Consider the following 19,834-nt stretch of genomic DNA (forward strand, 5'->3'; position numbering starts at 1 on the left):
TTAATGATATGTGTACCCTCCATCTGGAAATAATACATTACCCGTAGTAAAACTATTTTGCATTAAATATAGAACAGTATGTGCAATTTCATTATTATGGCCAGGCCTTTTTACAAGAGAAAGAGATTTATAAGATTCATAAGCAGCTAGTCTATTTTCGTTTTGTTCATTCTCTCTTTTTATTGTTCCAGGAGAAACCACATTAACTCTAATAGGAGCTAATTCCACAGCTAAAGCTTTCCCTAAACTTTCAATAGCACCATTGCAAGCTCCATAGGCAGGTGCGCCTTTAAGTGGTCTTTGACTAAAGGCACCAGACATTAACACAATCGATCCAGAGTTTGAAAGAAAAGGAATTGCATATTTTACGGCATAATATTGAGGCCAAAACTTTCCGATGAAGCTACTTTCAGCAATTTCCTCTGTAGAGGTAATCGGTCCAAGTGTGTAAGAGGCTCCCGGTGTGAATAAATGATCAAAGTTCCCAACTATCTTGAAAAAATTTTGTAATTGCTCTTTATTTTGATTATCCAATATATAAGTTTGAAGATGATTGTTATTTATTACTTCTCGAGCAACTTTTAATTTTTCTTCCGAGCGTCCGGCAATAATAACATGTGCGCCTTGTTTAATTGCTTGTGTTGCTGTTGCTAATCCAATACCAGAACTCCCGCCAATGATAACAATACGGCTATTTTCTAATGTAGTAATAGACATATTTTAGCCACTCCTTTAATAAAAAATTTAGAATATAACTAACTGTGCTATGCTTTTATTATTCGCTAAAAGGGAGCAAGTGAAAAGTACGCACTTTATATGTACATAGTCGCAAATTTCGTACTAATCGCTATACATGCGGATAAGTAATACGAACAATTGCCAAATATGGTTTATCCCGCATTAACGGGCAGTAAAACTCTCACCTCAAAGTTAGGAAAATGCAAGGAAGTTAGGTAAGAGATCAATTGCCCGTAAAAGACCGATTGGTTCAACTAATAATCAGTGTGGGATGAACAAAACCCCCACTGATTAAAGTTTCACTTTATGATATCTGAGGAGAGGTGAGAAAAATGGATTTACAAGAACCGAAGTTAAAAGGGGTAATAGCAACATTACAAATAATCGGTGGGAAATGGAAGCCGCTCATTTTGTTTATTTTGCTAACAGATGGAACGAAACGTTTTGGTGAATTAAAGCGATTAATACCAGATATATCTCAAGGGACGTTAGCAAAGCAATTACGTGAATTAGAGCAAGATCAACTAATAGAACGCGAAATTTATCAAGAAATACCACCTAAAGTAGAATATAGCTTAACTGAACATGGAAAAACAGTCAGTACTGTTTTGGATAGTATGTGTAGTTGGGGAAGAGGGCATTTAGAATATATAGATAAAGATAAACCATAAAAATGTTATGTAAACTTATTGTAGTGTGAAGGGAAATGTTGTTTTAATAATTTGTATTTTATAATATGTAATTAAGGAGTGTCGTAGGTTATTATACATATTTAATTTATTTTTACAAAGGGGAAGTAATAAGATGAACGAATTAGAGTATAAAAGCTTCTATGATAAAGTAGGAAGATTAAATGGATGGGATTTTAGCAAAATAAAATGTGAAACTGTAGGGGATACATGGGACTTTTATAGTGAGGTAAAAGAAAGGTGTAAACCATCACATATTTTACTTGATGTTGGTACAGGCGGAGGAGAAAATGTACTTAACATAGCATCATCAGCTAAATTGTTGATTGGAATTGATAATTCTAACGGCATGATTGAAACGGCACATTCTAACTTAAAAAAATCAGGTGTACAAAATGTTGAGTTTCTTCAAATGAGTTCTGAAGCTTTAACATTTCCACATGCACATTTTGATATTGCTTCAAGTTGTCATGCCCCGTTTCTGGCATCTGAGTTAGCGAAAGTAATGAAAAAGGGTGCATATTTCTTAACACAACAAGTAAGTGAGAATGATAAATTAAACCTGAAAGAAGCATTTGGTAGAGGACAATGCTTAGGTGAACGGGATGGTACTTTAAAAGAAAAGTATATGAATGAACTTATTAGTGCAGGATTTGATCTCGTGCAAGTACGTGAATATGATGTTACTGATTATTACAGTAGGTCTGAAGATCTCATTTTCTTATTAAAACATACCCCTATTATTCCTAGATTCGGAGAACAGGAAGAGGATTTTACTATTTTACAAAAGTTCATTGATACGTATAGTTCTGAAAAAGGGATTCGTACTAATTCAAAAAGATTTATGATTATTGCTGTTAAATTATAATATATTTTAGTGTAAAAGCTGCTTTTCATTTAAAGAAAAGCAGCTTTTTGTGTGGAAAAGAATACAGGAAATACTTGAAAATAATAGAAATAAATAAAGTGTAAATTAAAAAATCAAAATATGGAGGATAAATGTTTTGAAACGTTACTATATTAGCAATGAAAAAATAAATGTACATATTACTGAATGGGGGAATAATGACAAGCCCGTTATCTTTTGTTTACATGGATTAGGTAGTACGAGTTTAAGTTTTATAGAAATTGCTGAGGAATTAAAAGAAGAGTATAGATTTATCTCCGTTGATGCACCTGGACATGGTAAAACACCGCCCTTTGAAAGAACGGAAGATTATGAGATGCACAATTTAGCAAATTGGTTAAAGGAAATAATAAATGAATTGAGAATCGAACACTTCTATTTTCTATCACATTCATGGGGAAGTTTTGTAGCGTTATTTTATTTGTTAAATCATCCAGAAAAGGTATTAGGGAGTATCCTTATTGATGGAGGGTACCAAACGAAAAGGTTTAAAGAAGAAACCTTGGAAGAAGAAATTGCTTATTATGAAAAGGACTTTGAAGAGTATGTATTTGATAGTTGGGATGATTTCTTTAAAAGTGAAAAAGAAGTGTATACAAGGTGGTCTCCATTATTAGAACTTGCAGTTAAGGATCTTGGTATAGAAATAGATAATAAAGTATGTTGGCATGCGAGGGGTACAACAGCTGGTAATATCGTAAGAGGTATGCACAAGGATGAAACAATGGATATATATGAGGAGTTACCATCTAATATAATATTACTTCGTGCTACAGTACCAGAAATTTGGGATGAATATAGAGGGAAGACAGCGAGTATTTTTAGTGAGAGAACGAGAGCGACAGTAAAACTAATCCCAGATTCTACTCATCTGTTACATTGGGATTATCCGGAAGTTATAGTAGAAGAAATAAGAAAACATTGGTAAAGTCCAATATAACTTAAAAAGGTTGATTCTTGTAATGTATTAGAATCAACCTTTTTGAAGTGTATGTAATAAAACGTATTGAGTAAGTTGTTTGCTTAAAGTGTTATTTTTTTGCCGGTGTATTTCCCATCGCGATAGAAATTCTATTCCAACTATTAATTTGATTAATAATCAAGACAAGGTCAATATATTGTTTTTCATCATAATGTTCACGTACTCGTTTATATAGGGAATCAGGAACTCTTTTAGTAGGAATAAGTGTAATATGTTCAGCTAATTCAAGAGCGACTTTTTCCTCTGCTGTATAAAAAGTGCATTCATCCCAAGTACTTAAGCAATAAATTCTTTGCTCAGTCTCTCCCATTTTTCGTGCATCAGATGTATGTAAATCTAAGCAGTAAGCACAGCCATTGATTTGAGAAACTCTAATTTTAATAAGCTCTCTAGTTGTTTGATTAATTGGTGATTGCTTTGTGTATTTTTCCATGTCCATCATAATCTTCATAGCATCAGGTGCAGCATCATAATAAGAAATTCTTTGAGTCACAGTACAACACTCCTTTTAGCTTAAGATGGTATTCATTATATCTTGATGTGGTCGTTCATACCAATTACAAACTGTTTAAAATTCAGATCGTATTGCATTGGCTGAAAATGTTAACGTAACAGTTCTAATACAAAAGTAGTAGTTTGTTAATTAAAGTTTCAATCTCCAGATGGATTTTTCCTGTTAGTTTTTGAAATACAATACTAATAGAAATAATAAATTTGGAGGTTTATTATAATGATTACACACATTTCAGATATTAAACTACAAACAGTTTCTATAGAAGGAGTAAAACAAGTATACAGAGATATATTATCTTTTCCAATAAAAAAAGAAACAGCATCCTTCATTCAATTTGAAGTAACATCCTATACAACAATTAGTTTTCAAGAAGTGTATGAACCAATTGCACCTGCACATTTTGCTTTTGAAATCTCATATTCAAAATTCCATGAAACAGCAAGATGGTTAAAGGACTCTGGATTACTCATTGTGAAATGGCAAAATGGAAATGTAATTGGTGAAGAGAATGGTCTATTCAATTTATACTTTAAAGACGGAGATGGAAATCTACTCGAAATTATCGCACATAGTTATGTTAAAGAGGATGTATTAGTACCACACTCACCTTTAAACATTTTATACGTAAGGGAAATTGGTCTTCCTGTTAAAAGTGTACCTGTTTTTACGGAATGGTTAAAATCAAATCTAAATATGAAAACGATGGAAGATGGGGATATTTTTAACTTTGTTATAGGTGGCACTGCATATATCGTCGCGACTTGGTGGCAGCGACCTTGGATTCCAATCGCAATGAAAGCTCTATCACCGAAAGTACACGTTTCTTTCGGAACACCAGACGTCGCATTTTTACAGCGAATCCATAATAACTTTAAGAAAAATGGTGTACCATTTGAATGTAAACGTAATGAAGTATCATTTATTGAGCAAGGATATACATTTTCAATTGTGCATACATCAGAGTTTCATTCGGATATTCCTAAACAACTAAACTTACCGCTTTCTATTTAAGGATGGATAGCGGTAAGTTTTTTGTATATTCGTGAAGAAGGTTTTAGCTAGGATTATAGTGAATTTAAAGAGAAGTATAAGGTGTTATTCTAATTTATGTTAAGGGGAGAAATGAAATGGTTTTAGGTAATCCAATTGCAAAAGGGAATACAGCAGAAATTTATTTAACTGATGATAAGGTTGTAAAATTATTTAAAGATTACCTCCCAGATACAGAGTCTATGAATGAAGCAAAAAAACAAAAGTATGCGTATTCATGCGGGCTGTCAGTTCCAAACGTATTTGAAGTGACAAAGATACAAAATAGACAGGCAATTATTATGGAACATGTAAAAGGGGACAACATTGGAGATCTCCTGCTTAATAATTTAAATGAGGCAGAGCGTTATATCGGCCTTTGTGTTAATGAGGGAAAGGTTAGAGCGTCAAATTAAATCTGTACATAAATTGGATGAAAACAAAAAGAAAAACATATTACTAAAATTAGATTCTATTACATTGGATTTTAGGCTATGTCATGGAGATTTCCATCCATTTAATTTGATTTTGAGTAAGGAAGAGAAAGTGAAAGTTATAGACTGGGTAGATGCTAGTTCAGGTGATATTCGCGCAGATGTATTTCGAACATACTTGTTGTACTCACAATCTTCGGTAGAATTAGCTGAAATGTATTTACATATATATTGCAGTCGTACCGGCTTATCAAGAGATGAAGTTTTTCAATGGGCTCCTATTATTATTGCAGCTAGATTTTCTGAAAAAGTATCACCACAAAATGAAGTGTATTTGAAAAGATTATTGAATCAGTATTTATAAGTCATAAAAAAGGTTGTCAGCTAATTAATAAATGCTGCTGTTTAACTAAAGTTTCCTTGTAGTTAAACAGCAGCATTTTTAAATATTGATATAGGTATACTTATTTTCGATCTTTATCCTATAAAGGTTCATTATCCGTACTTGTTCCTCCGTTAATTCTTCTTTATCCCAATACATATGCATTAAGCTATATTCAAAAATCTCCTTTAATTTAATAAATAATGGAAACTTGTCTATCATCTCTTTTGGTAGCTCATTTTCCTCTTGGTAGCCTTCAAATAGTGCTTTTGTAATAGAATACTCATAGTCAACGATATTCCCATTTCCAGCAAATGAATATTCTATTGCACTATAAATAGGAACGGCTAAATCGAATATGTAAAAATGTTTTTCGCAGTCTTGAAAATCTATCATTGTTAAGTTTGAATTATTTTCGACTAAAATGTTTTCTAACCATAAATCTCCGTGTATTAAGCCGTAATTTGAAGGGGATTTTGGTAGCTCTTTTATGGAAGTTAAAACGTCAGATGCAATTTCTCTTATTGTATTTTCTTCTTTAGGGATATATTTAAGAAAATTATATTCTTCATTTTCATACCAATCGTTTATATGTTTTACTGGTTTAATCTTTTCAAAGCTTTTAGATATACGATGTAATTTTCCAATTTGTTTACCAAGTTTTTTAAATATATTAGAATTCCATTCAGACCTTGGTAAATGTATACCAGGAGCAGCTTTATATAATACAGCAAAAATCTCCTTGTCTAATGTGAATTTTTCTACAAAATTCCCTTGTAATGAAGGGATTATTGGTGGAACACCTAAACCATTTTGATGTAAAAAATTCGTATATATAACTTCTTCTATCTGTTCTTCATATGTTTTGTAGTTTGTAATTCTACTGAAGTATGTACCTTGTTCTGTGAGGCATTTATACATCTCATTTGTTATTGGCTTAATGTTAATAAAATTAAACGGATACTGTTCATTTATGAATTGAAGTATTTCTTTTTCTAGCTCGTTCATTGAAACGTCCTTTCCAAACCTTAATTTTTTAACTAGGAAATTAAAAGAATCTTATTTTATAAAATTCGTGTTTAATTTTTGAAATCCTTTAACATGAAATATGATGTAAATTGACCTTTAATAATTAGTAAGGTGTTGCCAACATACTCATTAACGCTAAATTGAAAAATGAATAGAAGGTATGACAAAATAAGATAGATGAAAAAATATAAAATTAATACTTATATATAGATTATAAAGATCTTAGAGAAAGGCTCATGTTATAAAACACAAGAAATATCAAAAGAAAGAAACGCACTTCTCCTATACTTTTAAATAAGGAGTGAAGGAAATGAATGAACATATACAGCAGATGATTAATTGGATTGAGAGCAATTTAAAAAGGAGATTTTCATTAGATGAATTATCTCGTTACATGGGGTATTCTCCTTATTATTGCTCTTTTAAATTTCATCAAGTAACGGGTTTCAGTATTAGACGTTATATTCTTCTTAGAAGGTTGTATTTATCTACGGAAGATTTAAAGAATGGTAGGAAGATAATTGAGATCGCATTAGATTACGATTACTCTTCCCAAGAGGCTTATAGTAGAAGTTTTAAAAATGTTTTTGGAATGAATCCAAGAGAATACCAACTTAACAAAATGCCTATTCAATCATTTGTTAAACTAAATTTAAATAAAGAAGGGGCGTTTAAAATGAATATTTCTAGAAAAATAGAGGTTGAACAGTTACGAGATAGGAAGAGTGAGCTATTTGATAAAGAGGTACTTAACATATTAAATGGTCAAGTTATGTATGAAGAATTTAAAAACGAAAAGCTAATGGGTGATTCTAATTATGCCCCATTTAATGAGGCAATGTGTGTGAACTCGGCTACTACTCAAGTTTTTAATGAAGAGTTTATTAAAACAAGAGCGAAAGGACATAACAGTTCAGTAGAAAGTTATATAAAAAAGGTTATAGATCCGTTAGAAAACCTTTTTACGAAAAAGTATAAATGTATTGTTCTATGGTTTGGTGAAGATATGTTTTGCCAAATGAACCTACTTACCATACTTTCTCACCTTGAACAGTCTGCTTATGAAGGGAAGGTATACTTAAATAGCTTTAGAGAGGATGAATTTAAAGTAAATCAAATTGAACTTGAATTGGGGAATTATTCTTCTATATACAATGAAGTATTAGTAAACCATAAAAAGACCTCTCATAAGGTACCACCTGTAATGTATCAGGCTATAGACTTATTTTTAGAAATGTTAACAGAAGATAATGCAGTAATGAAATTCATCTCTAAAAATAAAGATTTATCAACTCGTGAATTATTAATAAAGTTGTTTTATCTTTTTCCAACAATCGGATATGGAGATACTCAGTACATAGAGCTGATTAATAAAATAAAGAAGAAAGCTACACCCAAAATATAGGTGCAGCTTTCTTCTTATAATTGCTCAAGTAATTCTAATTCTTTTTCTACAAATAGCATTAGTTCTTTAATTGTTTCACCAGAAAAATCAAAACGAATACCGGCTGCATCATACACTTCCTTTATAGATTGCGAGCTTCCTAGTGATAATGCCTTTTTATAATTTTCTAGTGCTTGCTTAGGTTCCTCTTTATATTGTTTATACATTTGTAATGCACCAAGTTGGGCGATCGCATATTCAATATAATAAAATGGTACTTCAAAAATATGGAGTACAGGTAACCAACTCGTTGCTATCCAGTTTTCGTAGCCATCAATATGTATGACGCTAGACTGATAATGTTTTTGAAGTTGTAAGTATTTTTCATTTCTTTCTTCAGAAGTATGACTTGGATTTTCATACAGCCAGTGTTGAAATTGATCGACAATAAGCATAACAGGTAAATATGAAATAACATCTTTAAAGAAGTTAATTTTTGCTTGTTTTAAATCTTTTTTGTCTGTATAGAAGATATCCCAATAATTAAGCGAGAATAACTCCATTGTCATACTGGCTAGCTCAGCCGTTTCAGCTGGAATTTCTATATACTGTCGTAATTTTAATGGTTTTATGAGTTCGTTATGAATACTATGACCCATTTCATGTATAAAAGTGACAATATCATCTTGTGTATAATTTAAGTTCATAAAAATATAAGATAATTGTGAAGCTGGTAAGTACTCACAAAAGCCACCAGCTGCTTTTCCTTTGCGGCTTGTTAAATCAAGACAATTGTGTTTATACATTCGGTTTAAAAGTGCTGAAAATTCAACATCTAGTTTATTAAAGATATGAGTGCTCTTTTCAATTAAATCATTTTCATTTGCAATAGGTTTAAGTACTTTTTGATCTGGAGTTACAGCTGATACATCCCACGGGCGAAGCGTATCAACTTGCAGTTTATCTTTTTTCTCTAGCAATATTTTATCTTTAAGAGGCACAACATACTTACGTATGGATTTAGCTAATTCATAGCAATCTTTCGCTGAATAATCAAAACGCTCGTATTTTTTGAACATATAATCGCGATAATTCTCTAATTGAATATTTTTTGCTTTTTGATGGCGAATTTCAATTAATTGATTTAATATGTTTTGGAGTTCTTTTTCAACAGATAAAAATTGTTCAGAAATAATGGTTTTTGCCTTTTTACGGGTGTCACGATTCGAATCTTGTAAATAGGATTGTAATTCTGTTATCGTTTTTTCTTCTCCGTCCCAAATTCCACTTAATCCTCCAGTGATTTCAAAGTACTCTGTGATTAATTTGTCTTCCTTTATTTCTAATTCGATATTTTCCTCACAAAATAACTTTTGAGCATTTTTTATTTTTGTATCTAATAAACCATATAGGTTAGAATCTAATTCCATTCGAAAAGGTGACTCTAAATATTTATTATCCAATAAATTTTGGTATCGCTTTAAAAGTGGCTTTACAAATTGTTGATCATGTTCAAAAGTATCCTTTATTTCTTCATCATCCGTATTACATTGAAAGGCGATGTAATGTGATCTTAATTGTTCTTCGATGTCCCAAATTACTTTTGACTGCTCTTTTAACCAATTTTCAAGGTCTGGTTTTGAAGAAATCATTTTATTTAATAAAGTCGAAAGAGTTTTTTCCAATTGTAGTACATTACTAATATCAATCGTATTTACACGTTGCATGATATATCCCTCACTTTTTATTTATTCATAGAGATATTCTATTTATTAATTGTAATTTCCTTGTTAAGTGGGGGGAATGTGAAATAATGTTAAATTTAATAATTAAAGAAGGTATTTATATGTCAAAGTAAAAAGTTTATCGTAAATGAAAATATATGGAGGGGTGCTACATGAGAAAGAGAAAGAAGTTACTTGTGTTTTTATTTCCACTTGCTTTATTATGTGCCTGTGAGAATGACATTGAAGATCCAAAAAGTGAAGAGTCTATAGTGATGGATATTGCTACAGCGACAGTAAAGGAGGAATCTTTTTTTAGTGCCGCTATATGGGATGAAAAAGCAAGAATAGTAGATTTAGAGATTGCTGATAGCGAAAATGCTAACGAAATAAAAAAAGAGATTAATAAAAGATTGCAAATTCAAGGCATTATGTCCTATAAAGTAAACATATCTCAAAGAAACAAGGAGATTTCAAATGCAGAACATAGGTGGGAGTTAGTTTTTGGACATATATTTGATGACGTATTCAGAAAAAATGGATATGAAGGGTTTGGTATTCAGCAAATAAATTATAAAAAGAATCAACCTGTTACCATTGATATAAAAACTAAGATTAGCGATGATGAAGTAGGGGCGAGAGGACTTGGACAGAAAATAGAAAAAGAAGTTGAAGGGGTACTTAAAACAGAAGCAGTAAAGAAATGGATTGAAAATGATTCATATGCTATTGGGATTTACGATATAGACGATCGGAAAATTAACTAATTGAGGAATGAATGCTATATGAATTAAAAATCGATATAATTAAATATAGAATTACTGAAGGAGGTGTAATATGTATAAGTATTTAAATATTTTAAACGACATAGAAAATATGATTCAAAATGGAGAAATAAGAGAAGGAAAGAAATTACCGTCTATACGGTCACTCGTTACGCAATATGAATGTAATAAGGCAACAGTTATACGTGCTCTTCATGAATTAGAAAAGCGTCACATTATATATTCTGTCCCTCAAAGTGGATACTACGTTGTTAAAAAATCAGAGAATACTATAGAAAATAACGAGATAATTGATTTTGCTTCCTCAGCACCAGATCCAGATGTTTTTCCGTATTTAGATTTTCAACATTGTATTAATAAGGCTATTGATACGTATAAAAATGATTTATTTGTATATGGAACGCCGAAAGGGTTACCATCTTTAATTCCAGTCATTCAAAAACAGTTGGCAAATTATCAAGTGTTCACGAAAGAAGACAATATTTTTATAACGTCAGGTGTGCAGCAGGCACTTGCTATATTAACTTCTATACCATTTCCGAATGGAAATGAAACCATATTAATTGAACAGCCAACATATCATCTATATATTGATTATCTAGAGATAAATAAAGTTCCTGTAATCGGTATTAAACGTTCGAATGAAGGTATCGATTTGAATGAATTGGAGCAAATATTTCAAACTGGAAAAATAAAATTCTTTTATACGATACCGAGATATCATCATCCGCTTGGAACTTCTTATTCTAAAGATGAGAAAGAAAAAATCGCACTATTGGCTAAGAAATACAATGTATTTATAGTGGAAGATGATTATTTAGCAGATTTAGAAACTGATTCAAAAGCAGATCCGTTATATAGCTTGGATAATTGTAGTCATGTCATATATTTGAAAAGTTATTCGAAGATTATTTTTCCTGGTTTACGGGTTGGAGTTGCGGTCATTCCACCGTCCATTGCAAATGCTTTCTATACATACAAAAAGATACTAGATATTGATAGTCCGATGATTTCTCAAGCGGCTTTAGAAATTTATATAAAGAGCGGTATGTTTGAACGTCATAAAAATAAAATTAAATCTTCCTATCACAATAGATCTAAAAAATTAGCAAAAACACTAGAAAGAACTCATAGTGAAAACCCACTTTTATTCACATATAAAAAGCATAATACAATTGGAATTCATACTTGTTTAAAATTACATAAAACGAGTATTTCAGAAATGTTTTTCCAAAGACTAAGTGAAAAACAAATAAGTATTGATACAATTGATAAAAATTATGTGAGAGGTTTTCCGAAAGAAAGACTATTAAAGTTAAACGTATCGAATGTAAAGGAAGATAGGATTGAAGAAGGAATTCGTAAAATAATAGAGGAAATCAAACAATTGGAACATATAACCTTCCAATTTAAAAAAGAAAAAAATGAATAAGTAGCTTTGTTGTGAGACGCAAAATAATTCTTTTGTTTGTGTGTATCGCTATAATAATTGAAGCTATTGTTGTAACTAAATATTATAATAAGGATGATAATTATAATCCTTCAAAGATACATGGCTCGATTTATTAGAAGATAATTCCTAAAGCCAATGCTTAATTAAGGTTATGGCGGGTGTAAACCAATTAGAACGTGATCTGATCCGTAGGTGGAAACATAAAGGGATTGAACTGAATAAGAAAGAAGGAAAATTTAAAGGTTGGTTAAAGAAATACCATAAAAATCATGCAGGAATGAATTATGCAGTAAAGCTTTATGAAGAGGTAGATATGAATGTAAATCAAATTTGTGAAATTACAAATGTGTCTAGGGCCTCATTATTTAGAAAGCTATCGGAAAGGAACAGTTGATGAGTTATACTAAAAATCAGAAATATATAATAAGGGATAAATTCCATAGAGAGGTGGAATTACATGCCTAAAATTGATAATATGTTAGCGATTCTATGGATGCTTCGTTCAGGTAAAAAAATTACTGCAAAACAAATTTCAGAAAAGTTAGAGATGAATATACGGACTGTGTATCGTTATATTGATACAATTTCAACAAGTGGTGTGCCTATAATTTCAGAACCAGGACATAACGGTGGATACACGTTATTAAACAATTTTATTGAGGCTCCTCTTTTTTTTGATTTTGAAGAGCAAACTTCACTATTTCACGCTGCTGTTTTTGCAGAAGAAGCCGGATATTATGGAGGTGAAGCATTAAATAGGGCCATTTCAAAACTAAGTAAATACTCAAATCAAGAGCAGGAAGCAAAGATAAACCGACATTTAAGTAGTCTAGAAGTAATAAGTCGATTTAGTTCATCCTCTATGGAACATTTTTTGAAGGAGTTGGAGCAGGCCGTAACTGATGGGTATTCAGTAAAAATTCTTTATCATAAAAGTGGGAAAAAGCAATTAAATTATAGATTGGTCGATCCGTACAGAATTATCTATTGGAATAATAAGTGGTATGTGATTGGATTTTGTCATCTTAGGAATGATATCCGTAGTTTTAGGGTAGATCGAATTGAAAATTTAATGCTAACCGAAAATAAGTTTAACCGGCCAGAAAATTTTTCAGCACGTGACTTTTTTATAAAAAATCTTCTTCCAACTATAGAAGATAAGGAAGGGATTATTTCTTTGGTTATTAGTGGGGATAAAAGTGTATTAGCTGATATTTGCCAACATTGGTTTTTAGGACATTATTTACAAGTGCGGACTTCAAATCAAGCAGTTTTTCTTCTTGAAAAAGATATGATACATACATATGTACCTTATTTACTTTTACCGTACAATAAATCTATTAAAGTTATTGAGCCAATAAGTCTTAAGAAAAGACTTATTGAAGTTCTGTCGGAATTAATAAAATTTCATGAAGTATGATAACTTCCCTGACGTTAACTGTCAGGGAAGTTATATTATAATATCCATATCAATTGTGATTGGAGTGATATGGGATGCAAACAAAAAAAGTTTTTCTATATGTATTTAATACAATGTCGGACTGGGAATATGGATATTTAATTACCGAACTAAATTCAGGAAGATATTTTAAAAAAGATTTAGTACCTTTAAAAGTAATTACAGTAGGAGCTAATAAAGAAATGATTACTACTATGGGGGGACTGAGCATAAAACCAGATATTTCCCTTGATGAATGTACTTTTGAGAGTAAAGATCTTTTAATTTTACCAGGAGGGACTACTTGGAGTGAAGAGATTCATCAACCTATCTTGGAAAGAGTTGGCCAAGCTTTAAAGTTTGGTACTATTGTTGCTGCAATTTGTGGTGCAACTGAGGCCCTTGCAAATATGGGATACTTAGATACTAGAAAGCATACAACTAATAATTTAGAATACACTAAAATGGTATGTCCTAACTATAAAGGAGAAAAGTTCTATGAGTTGGGATCTGCGGTATCTGATGCGAATTTAGTTACTGCATCAGGAATAGCTCCTCTGGAATTTGCGATGGAAGTACTGAAAAAATTAGATGTATTTGCACCAGATACATTACATTCATGGTATAACCTAAATAAAACTCACAAACCTGAATACTTCTTCCAGTTAATGAATTCAATAAATTGCTGAACTAAAAAATCAACTAAGCAGATTTATATTAGTTTAAAAAATAACCATGTTCTAGACAATGTCAAAGCATGGTTATTGAATATAACTTAAAAATGGTTATAAAGTAATGAAAATTCCTTAACGTTGTATATTCGTATTTTCCTGACGTTACCTCTATAAAAGGAAATATGATAACAATCATATACCGGAAGTGATAGAACTGAGTTATAAAAAGTAGAAGAAAAGTGTTACTATAATACTTTTTAGAGCACTCAATTGTTGAGTGCTCTTTTTGTTTATGTAAAAACAAAATGGAAATAAACTACCAATAGGTGATATCCTTAAAGTATAGCATTTATTTTGAATAGGAGGGTGATGGAGTCTATGGGGGTACATATAGTCGATGATTTACAGCAATTATCGTTATTATTAATGTTTTTAAGTACATTCATATTTTACAGATACTTAAAGAAGGTTAAACGAGAGAGAAAATTGACTGGCTTTGAATGGACAATGTATTTTGTCACTCAATTTGCGACATTAATTTGGGCAATTACTTATTTTATTAAACACTTAGCTGAATCGTAAATACTAATCATTCAATCTAGTATACTGTTATCTATTTGGGATATAAATGTAGTCCGTATCTAAATCAATGACAACATCGCTTATGATGTCTACTTGTAGTAACTTTCGGATTTTTTTGTAATGATATCGTACACAAAATAAGCTTAGCAAATCCTCATTAGATATCTCTTCATTTTTTACATTTAAATACATCGTTATTAATTCGTTAATAGAACAGTTACAGCCAATAACATACTCGTTTATTCTATAGCCATCAAATTCAATTATCATGTTATCACTGTTGGGTGCTAGCCAACGTTATAGCTTTAATTTTGGATGAATCTATTATACATTGTTTGAAATTTAGTGAGAATATATTTTTATAAAGTGAGAGGATATGAATGGAACAATATAAGTTAGTTTTAGAAGGTGCGAAACAACTTAAGTGGAAAACAAATGAAATTAAGGACATACAGGACGATGAAATTATCGTTAAAACAATGGCAGGAGCGATAAGCATTGGGGCCGAGTTACCACAGTATAATGGATCCGATGTTACAGATCCGCATCCTTTTTATCCAAGAAAAACTGGATATGAAAGTTATGGTGAAGTGATTGAAGTTGGTAATAAAGTAACACATGTAAACGTAGGTGATAAAGTAGTTTCTTTTTATGGACATGAAACGATAGGGATAGTTAAGGCGCATAAAGTAATTCGAGTGCCTAGTTCTATACAACCTAAAGTTGCTTTATTATCTATTCTTTCGTGTGATGCCGCTAAAGGAGTATTGAAACTAAACCCGCGACAGGATGAAAAAGTACTTATAACTGGAATGGGAGTTATTGGTTTACTCGCTTGTTATTTCTTAAAATACTATATAGGTGTTGAGCATGTGGATGTTGTTGAGCCTAATAAAAATAGAAGAGAATTTGCAAAGAAGTTTGGTGCGAAAAACCTCTTTGATTCAGAAAAACAAATAATAGAAACATATAATTACGGTTTGGAATGTTCTGCTACAAATAGAGGGTTTCACACATTACAAAAGGCTATTAATAGTAATAGAGCGATATGTATTCTTTCTGATGGTAATATAGAAGACTTAACATTAACCGCCGACTTTTATCGAAAAGAATTGAAAATCATTGGTTCAAGTGATGGATATGGTTACCAAAAACATGCAGATTGGTTTTTTAGTCAAATAGAACAGACGCCATGGATAGAAGAGATTTTTCAGCATGAAATTCATTATACTGCACTTGAAAAATGTTTTGAGGAATTAAGTCAAGGAATAATTACTCCTTTAAAAGTATTTGTCTCATATGAATAAAATGACAACGTACTTGTCACGTAGCTCACATATATTTTGTCATTAATATGATAATAAAACGAGGAGTAGCATGTACGTGTTAATTTTTAATAGGCACAACGGGTTGTTGCTCTTTCATTATGTACAAATCGTATATTATCTTTCTCAATGTACATATTAAGTAAAGTATTTAATATCACGTACATAAAAGGCGGGGTAATATGGATGGAAATAAGAAAAATGAAGAATTGAGTAAATTTAAGAAACAACGGTTTAATGAAGATAATCAACCAGTAGCTGGTATAGAGCTAGCTTTACCGCCTGATATAGGCAGCATGTTAGACTCGAAATCAGTTGATGATCAAAGTGGAGAAAGTAATAATGAATAAGTTTAATCTATACGCATCCATTTGGGTGCTTTTGTTTTTTTGACAATAGAAAATAGATCATCAAATTCTTATTGAAAAAAGATGGATCTAAATAGATCCATTTTCTATATATGTAAGTTTTAATTTTCACCAAAAAGTTTAAAGTGCATCTAGAATGCTAATAACATTTACCATTAAAGGATTGGGCTATTATGCATATTATTGTTGAAAGCATTATTTTAATTCTCACTGGGATTCTTGCATTAAAAATGACAGGTAGTAAATCTGTTAGCCAAATGACAAGAGCAGAAATCATCATAGTAGTATCAATTGCGCGTATTATTGTAGAGCCTGTATTAAGTAGGAAAGTAGTCCCATCTATATTTGCAGCTGTAATATTTGCAAGCGTACTTCTTATCATTCATTTCTTTGAACTGAAATCAAGGGAGGCGGAACAATTCCTAAATGGCAGTAGCTTTGTAATTGTTGAAAATGGAGAGATTATTAAAGCGAACTTGATGAAGGCAAAAATGTCTGAACAACAACTTTATATGCAATTAAGAGAAAAAGGAATACATGATTTAAAGATTTTGCAGCAAGTTACAGCTGAGCCGAATGGACGTATTGGTTATCAATTAATAGAGAAAGCTCAACCGATAACTTTAGAAATGTTAGAAAAAACATTAGATCAGCACAAAATAAAAAGATAATTTCTTATGTGAAATGCCAATATACAATTGAATTATTGGCATTTTTTATTTTTTCTAAATGTAAAAGTTAATATTTAGAATAGATATTCAGCCAATCTTTAAATTAGATATAGGCTTATTAATATGCTATATTCAATGGAGCTATAGTGACTGTGGTGAAAAAAGCAGCGTTAAAATGAATAGGTCTTTCATGTGATATTAAACATGAGATAAGAATAAGGAGATAAAAATAAAATGGAATTTTGGGAATCAAGTTTTATCGAAAAACAAACGATGTGGGGATTTGAACCTACAGAATCTGCAATTTTGACAAAAGATTTTTTTCTTGAAAAGAACGTTAAGAATATATTAGTTCCGGGTATTGGATATGGAAGAAATGCAAAGGTTTTTATCGATAATGGTATAAATGTAACAGGTATTGAAATTTCGAAAACAGCGATCGATTTAGCAAGAGAAAACGGACTAGAAGATGTTAGTATGTATCACGGTTCAGTAAACGAAATGCCTTTTGATAATAAACTGTATGATGGGATATTTAGTCATGCACTTCTTCATTTGTTGAATGAACAGGAAAGAGAGAAATTTATTGAAGATTGTTATAATCAGTTAAAACCAGGCGGATATATGTTTTTTACAACTGTTTCTAAAAAAGCTCCCATGTACGGAAAAGGAAAACAGTTGGATAAAGATTATTATGAGATAATGGAAGATGTAAAAATGTTCTTTTATGATTCTGAATCTATAAAAAAAGATTTTAATCAATATAGATTAGTAAAAGTTTCGGAAATTGATGAACCAAATAAGAACATGGCAAATAAACCTTCAATCAATTTCTTAATGATAAAATGTAAGAAAGAACGATAACTAAAAGTTATTAAGAATGATTAAAGATGTTTATATATTGATTATGCACAAATAAAAAGGACAAGCATATAATATAAATACCTTTTAACTTTAAGTAACCTTAACTTTCGTTAATAGGGTATCTCAAAATCCCCAAAAGAGCACTTGCGGAAACAAGTGCTCTTTTATTTTTTGTTTCATAAATATTTATAGTTGCAAATTTCGTGCAATAAAAATAAATCTGAGAGAAATAATCATATCTTTATTATACGATTATTTCTGAACTACAAACGATATAGCATTTGTTTTTAATTGAATGTGTCTTTCATTTCGAACAATATCATAAGCTAATTCTTTTATTTCAACTTTTAGTTCTTTCCATTCTTTATAAATGCTTTTTAAAGTACTTATCATTTCTTCGGTTGAAAGATTAATTTCAATTAAAGCTTCTAATTCTTCATTCGTTATTGAATCAATTTCTTGTATGTTAGAGTTAATAATTAAACAATTAATACCGCCGTTTTTTGTACCTCTTTTCATAGAGTGGAGTACATTTTTAAAATCTTCTTCTGATCTGACATGTTCTAAACTTGATACTGCAACGATATAATCATAAGCGTTAGAGTCAATATAATAGTTTTCAATTGCTGATTGTTCGGTTTTTATAACCTCGAATACATCATGCTCTTTGCTATAAATTTGTAGCTTTGTTAAAGCAGAATTAAGTAAATCAACACATGTAACCGTGCCGCTAGTATTTTTTATTTTTTGTGCAATTGGAATGCTATTTCTACCGACGCCAGAGCCAAGGTCAAGTACTTGCAAGTTGTTTTGTCCGTCAAAGTGGTTCATCAAGTCCATAACCGTTTTAACTGGTTTGAAAAGCCAAGAGCCAGCTTCAAACAGTTTATATTGTTCATAGCAAAGATCGTGATAGTTCTTTTCTTCTTGTCTTATGTAATCGATACGGTTCATCTTGTTTCGGCTCCAATATTTTTATTGCAAAATGAATAGGTGGGGCAGCCTTTAACATTTGTTTGAATTCGAAAAATACCACCAGCATGTGGATACTCTTTTAATTCGTCATCCGTCATTCTTGTTCTGGCTGTTGTAACATATAAATCTGTTAAATTAGGTCCTCCAAATGTACATGATGTTACATATAAAGCTGGAATTGGAATATTTAATATTTGTTCTCCAGTAGATGGATTCCATCTAGTTATTTTTGAACCTCCCCAATGTGCAATCCATAAACAGCCGTCTTCGTCAATTGTCATACCATCAGGTAGACCATCATTTTCAGAGAAAATGATTACATCAATTGGATTATGAATGTCTCCAGTACGTATATTATATTGATAGCGAACCACTTTTTTAGTAGGTGTATCTATAAAGTAAAAGTATGTATGATCAGGTGACCAAGCAATTCCATTTGATGTATTTACATGTGAAACTTTTTTCTCTACACTTAAATTATGATGTAAACAATACAAGGAACCTGCAGCATTCATACCGTATGTATCTGTAGAACCTGCCCAGAAACGACCAGCTGGATCACATTTTCCATCATTGAAACGATTTTCTATTAAATGTGGTTCAGGGTCAAAAATATGTGTCAGTTTTTCGGTATTTATATTAATAGAATAAAAGCCTTTTTCCATAGCTAAGAGTAGTACATCCTCTAAATATGGAACAACACAGCCGATTTGTTGATTGAGTGCAATTACTCGGTTCGTATTAGCGGTAGGATTGTATATGCATAATTTTCTCTCCATAATATCAACCCAATATAAAAGTTGCTTTTTTTCATTCCAACATGGTCCTTCAGCTAAACTTGCTTTAGCATCTAAAACTAATTCTATATTACTGAACAAGATGTTCAC

General features: G+C 31.1%; 21 protein-coding genes and 2 pseudogenes. 16 read left to right on the forward strand and 7 right to left on the reverse strand.

All coding sequences use genetic code 11. The annotated features are described in order from the left end of the window. On the reverse strand, nucleotides 1-717 hold the full coding sequence (locus tag MHI26_RS12990) for an SDR family oxidoreductase (RefSeq protein WP_061665875.1): 717 nt from the start codon (nucleotides 715-717) through the stop codon (nucleotides 1-3). Between the two features lie 353 nt (nucleotides 718-1,070). Here MHI26_RS12990 and MHI26_RS12995 point away from each other — a divergent pair, with 353 nt between their 5' ends. The 3 genes from MHI26_RS12995 to MHI26_RS13005 all read left to right on the forward strand — a co-directional run bounded on the left by MHI26_RS12995 (nucleotide 1,071) and on the right by MHI26_RS13005 (nucleotide 3,262). Further along, a complete protein-coding gene (locus tag MHI26_RS12995) occupies nucleotides 1,071-1,409 on the forward strand; it encodes a winged helix-turn-helix transcriptional regulator (protein ID WP_016081539.1) in 339 nt (112 codons plus the stop codon). A gap of 133 nt (nucleotides 1,410-1,542) precedes the next feature. Next, complete coding sequence (locus MHI26_RS13000) at nucleotides 1,543-2,295, forward strand: class I SAM-dependent methyltransferase (protein ID WP_061665874.1); 753 nt, start codon at nucleotides 1,543-1,545, stop codon at nucleotides 2,293-2,295. Nucleotides 2,296-2,431: 136 nt separating this feature from the next. Continuing rightward, nucleotides 2,432-3,262, forward strand: coding sequence for an alpha/beta fold hydrolase (locus tag MHI26_RS13005; RefSeq protein WP_061665873.1), 831 nt, complete (start codon nucleotides 2,432-2,434; stop codon nucleotides 3,260-3,262). Nucleotides 3,263-3,365: 103 nt separating this feature from the next. Here MHI26_RS13005 and MHI26_RS13010 read toward each other — a convergent pair whose 3' ends face one another. Then, nucleotides 3,366-3,809 carry a carboxymuconolactone decarboxylase family protein gene (locus MHI26_RS13010; protein WP_000194098.1) on the reverse strand — a complete coding sequence of 148 codons (444 nt, stop codon included), beginning with the start codon at nucleotides 3,807-3,809 and terminating at the stop codon, nucleotides 3,366-3,368. A gap of 237 nt (nucleotides 3,810-4,046) precedes the next feature. Here MHI26_RS13010 and MHI26_RS13015 point away from each other — a divergent pair, with 237 nt between their 5' ends. Together MHI26_RS13015 and MHI26_RS13020 are read left to right on the forward strand one after the other, a co-directional pair. After that, entirely contained in the window at nucleotides 4,047-4,841 is a 795-nt protein-coding gene (locus tag MHI26_RS13015; protein ID WP_061665872.1) for a VOC family protein, read from the forward strand. Between the two features lie 116 nt (nucleotides 4,842-4,957). Continuing rightward, nucleotides 4,958-5,657: pseudogene (locus MHI26_RS13020) on the forward strand (phosphotransferase family protein). Nucleotides 5,658-5,735: 78 nt separating this feature from the next. Here MHI26_RS13020 and MHI26_RS13025 read toward each other — a convergent pair. Further along, a complete protein-coding gene (locus tag MHI26_RS13025) occupies nucleotides 5,736-6,683 on the reverse strand; it encodes a phosphotransferase enzyme family protein (protein ID WP_061665871.1) in 948 nt (315 codons plus the stop codon). Nucleotides 6,684-7,014: 331 nt separating this feature from the next. Between MHI26_RS13025 and MHI26_RS13030 the strand changes: the two genes are divergently transcribed. Beyond that, on the forward strand, nucleotides 7,015-8,109 hold the full coding sequence (locus MHI26_RS13030; protein WP_001002112.1) for a helix-turn-helix domain-containing protein: 1,095 nt from the start codon (nucleotides 7,015-7,017) through the stop codon (nucleotides 8,107-8,109). A 14-nt stretch (nucleotides 8,110-8,123) separates the two neighbouring features. Here MHI26_RS13030 and MHI26_RS13035 read toward each other — a convergent pair whose 3' ends face one another. Beyond that, the gene (locus tag MHI26_RS13035) at nucleotides 8,124-9,815 is read right to left on the reverse strand and encodes a M3 family oligoendopeptidase (protein ID WP_061665870.1); all 1,692 of its coding nucleotides are present in this window, start codon (nucleotides 9,813-9,815) and stop codon (nucleotides 8,124-8,126) included. Nucleotides 9,816-9,985: 170 nt separating this feature from the next. Between MHI26_RS13035 and MHI26_RS13040 the strand changes: the two genes are divergently transcribed. From MHI26_RS13040 to MHI26_RS13065, 6 genes and pseudogenes are all read left to right on the forward strand, one after another. Continuing rightward, entirely contained in the window at nucleotides 9,986-10,579 is a 594-nt protein-coding gene (locus tag MHI26_RS13040) for a DUF4030 domain-containing protein (RefSeq protein WP_061665869.1), read from the forward strand. A gap of 70 nt (nucleotides 10,580-10,649) precedes the next feature. Continuing rightward, nucleotides 10,650-12,029, forward strand: coding sequence for an aminotransferase-like domain-containing protein (locus MHI26_RS13045; protein WP_061665868.1), 1,380 nt, complete (start codon nucleotides 10,650-10,652; stop codon nucleotides 12,027-12,029). Nucleotides 12,030-12,135: 106 nt separating this feature from the next. Further along, nucleotides 12,136-12,444: pseudogene (locus tag MHI26_RS13050) on the forward strand (helix-turn-helix domain-containing protein); the annotation flags it as partial. A gap of 63 nt (nucleotides 12,445-12,507) precedes the next feature. After that, nucleotides 12,508-13,470, forward strand: coding sequence for a helix-turn-helix transcriptional regulator (locus MHI26_RS13055; RefSeq protein ID WP_061665867.1), 963 nt, complete (start codon nucleotides 12,508-12,510; stop codon nucleotides 13,468-13,470). A gap of 74 nt (nucleotides 13,471-13,544) precedes the next feature. After that, complete coding sequence (locus MHI26_RS13060; RefSeq protein ID WP_061665866.1) at nucleotides 13,545-14,177, forward strand: type 1 glutamine amidotransferase family protein; 633 nt, start codon at nucleotides 13,545-13,547, stop codon at nucleotides 14,175-14,177. A gap of 363 nt (nucleotides 14,178-14,540) precedes the next feature. Continuing rightward, nucleotides 14,541-14,744 carry a hypothetical protein gene (locus MHI26_RS13065; protein ID WP_061665865.1) on the forward strand — a complete coding sequence of 68 codons (204 nt, stop codon included), beginning with the start codon at nucleotides 14,541-14,543 and terminating at the stop codon, nucleotides 14,742-14,744. A gap of 27 nt (nucleotides 14,745-14,771) precedes the next feature. Here MHI26_RS13065 and MHI26_RS13070 read toward each other — a convergent pair whose 3' ends face one another. Continuing rightward, nucleotides 14,772-15,014: a hypothetical protein gene (locus MHI26_RS13070; protein ID WP_086406196.1), complete on the reverse strand. Its 243-nt coding sequence runs from the start codon at nucleotides 15,012-15,014 to the stop codon at nucleotides 14,772-14,774. A gap of 110 nt (nucleotides 15,015-15,124) precedes the next feature. Here MHI26_RS13070 and MHI26_RS13075 point away from each other — a divergent pair, with 110 nt between their 5' ends. From MHI26_RS13075 to MHI26_RS13090, 4 genes are all read left to right on the forward strand, one after another. Beyond that, nucleotides 15,125-16,051: a zinc-dependent alcohol dehydrogenase gene (locus tag MHI26_RS13075; RefSeq protein ID WP_061665864.1), complete on the forward strand. Its 927-nt coding sequence runs from the start codon at nucleotides 15,125-15,127 to the stop codon at nucleotides 16,049-16,051. A gap of 200 nt (nucleotides 16,052-16,251) precedes the next feature. Then, nucleotides 16,252-16,419, forward strand: a complete 168-nt coding sequence (locus MHI26_RS13080) for a hypothetical protein (RefSeq protein ID WP_086406197.1) — start codon at nucleotides 16,252-16,254, stop codon at nucleotides 16,417-16,419. Between the two features lie 191 nt (nucleotides 16,420-16,610). Then, nucleotides 16,611-17,108 (forward strand): DUF421 domain-containing protein, encoded by a 498-nt coding sequence (locus MHI26_RS13085; RefSeq protein WP_000547582.1) that lies wholly within the window; start codon nucleotides 16,611-16,613, stop codon nucleotides 17,106-17,108. A gap of 234 nt (nucleotides 17,109-17,342) precedes the next feature. Then, a complete protein-coding gene (locus tag MHI26_RS13090; protein WP_061665863.1) occupies nucleotides 17,343-17,972 on the forward strand; it encodes a class I SAM-dependent methyltransferase in 630 nt (209 codons plus the stop codon). 252 nt (nucleotides 17,973-18,224) lie between these two features. Here MHI26_RS13090 and MHI26_RS13095 read toward each other — a convergent pair whose 3' ends face one another. Beyond that, a complete protein-coding gene (locus tag MHI26_RS13095; protein ID WP_061665862.1) occupies nucleotides 18,225-18,926 on the reverse strand; it encodes a class I SAM-dependent methyltransferase in 702 nt (233 codons plus the stop codon). Continuing rightward, the gene (locus tag MHI26_RS13100; protein WP_061665861.1) at nucleotides 18,923-19,825 is read right to left on the reverse strand and encodes an SMP-30/gluconolactonase/LRE family protein; all 903 of its coding nucleotides are present in this window, start codon (nucleotides 19,823-19,825) and stop codon (nucleotides 18,923-18,925) included. Before MHI26_RS13100 ends, MHI26_RS13095 begins: the two co-directional genes overlap by 4 nt. Between the last annotated feature and the right edge of the window lie 9 nt (nucleotides 19,826-19,834).

The sequence above is a fragment of the Bacillus sp. FSL K6-1218 genome (assembly GCF_038006445.1).
Classification (GTDB): domain Bacteria; phylum Bacillota; class Bacilli; order Bacillales; family Bacillaceae_G; genus Bacillus_A; species Bacillus_A thuringiensis_S.

Coding starts and splice junctions, on each gene's coding strand:
- MHI26_RS13065 (WP_061665865.1), top strand. CDS start 14,541: ATGGGGGTACATATAGTCGATGATTTACAGCAATTATCGTTATTATTA.
- MHI26_RS13030 (WP_001002112.1), top strand. CDS start 7,015: ATGAATGAACATATACAGCAGATGATTAATTGGATTGAGAGCAATTTA.
- MHI26_RS13040 (WP_061665869.1), top strand. CDS start 9,986: ATGAGAAAGAGAAAGAAGTTACTTGTGTTTTTATTTCCACTTGCTTTA.
- MHI26_RS13025 (WP_061665871.1), bottom strand. CDS start 6,683: ATGAACGAGCTAGAAAAAGAAATACTTCAATTCATAAATGAACAGTAT.
- MHI26_RS13080 (WP_086406197.1), top strand. CDS start 16,252: ATGGATGGAAATAAGAAAAATGAAGAATTGAGTAAATTTAAGAAACAA.
- MHI26_RS13095 (WP_061665862.1), bottom strand. CDS start 18,926: ATGAACCGTATCGATTACATAAGACAAGAAGAAAAGAACTATCACGAT.
- MHI26_RS13085 (WP_000547582.1), top strand. CDS start 16,611: ATGCATATTATTGTTGAAAGCATTATTTTAATTCTCACTGGGATTCTT.
- MHI26_RS13055 (WP_061665867.1), top strand. CDS start 12,508: ATGCCTAAAATTGATAATATGTTAGCGATTCTATGGATGCTTCGTTCA.
- MHI26_RS13035 (WP_061665870.1), bottom strand. CDS start 9,815: ATGCAACGTGTAAATACGATTGATATTAGTAATGTACTACAATTGGAA.
- MHI26_RS12990 (WP_061665875.1), bottom strand. CDS start 717: ATGTCTATTACTACATTAGAAAATAGCCGTATTGTTATCATTGGCGGG.
- MHI26_RS13060 (WP_061665866.1), top strand. CDS start 13,545: ATGCAAACAAAAAAAGTTTTTCTATATGTATTTAATACAATGTCGGAC.
- MHI26_RS13090 (WP_061665863.1), top strand. CDS start 17,343: ATGGAATTTTGGGAATCAAGTTTTATCGAAAAACAAACGATGTGGGGA.
- MHI26_RS13000 (WP_061665874.1), top strand. CDS start 1,543: ATGAACGAATTAGAGTATAAAAGCTTCTATGATAAAGTAGGAAGATTA.
- MHI26_RS12995 (WP_016081539.1), top strand. CDS start 1,071: ATGGATTTACAAGAACCGAAGTTAAAAGGGGTAATAGCAACATTACAA.
- MHI26_RS13070 (WP_086406196.1), bottom strand. CDS start 15,014: ATGATAATTGAATTTGATGGCTATAGAATAAACGAGTATGTTATTGGC.
- MHI26_RS13015 (WP_061665872.1), top strand. CDS start 4,047: ATGATTACACACATTTCAGATATTAAACTACAAACAGTTTCTATAGAA.
- MHI26_RS13075 (WP_061665864.1), top strand. CDS start 15,125: ATGGAACAATATAAGTTAGTTTTAGAAGGTGCGAAACAACTTAAGTGG.
- MHI26_RS13045 (WP_061665868.1), top strand. CDS start 10,650: ATGTATAAGTATTTAAATATTTTAAACGACATAGAAAATATGATTCAA.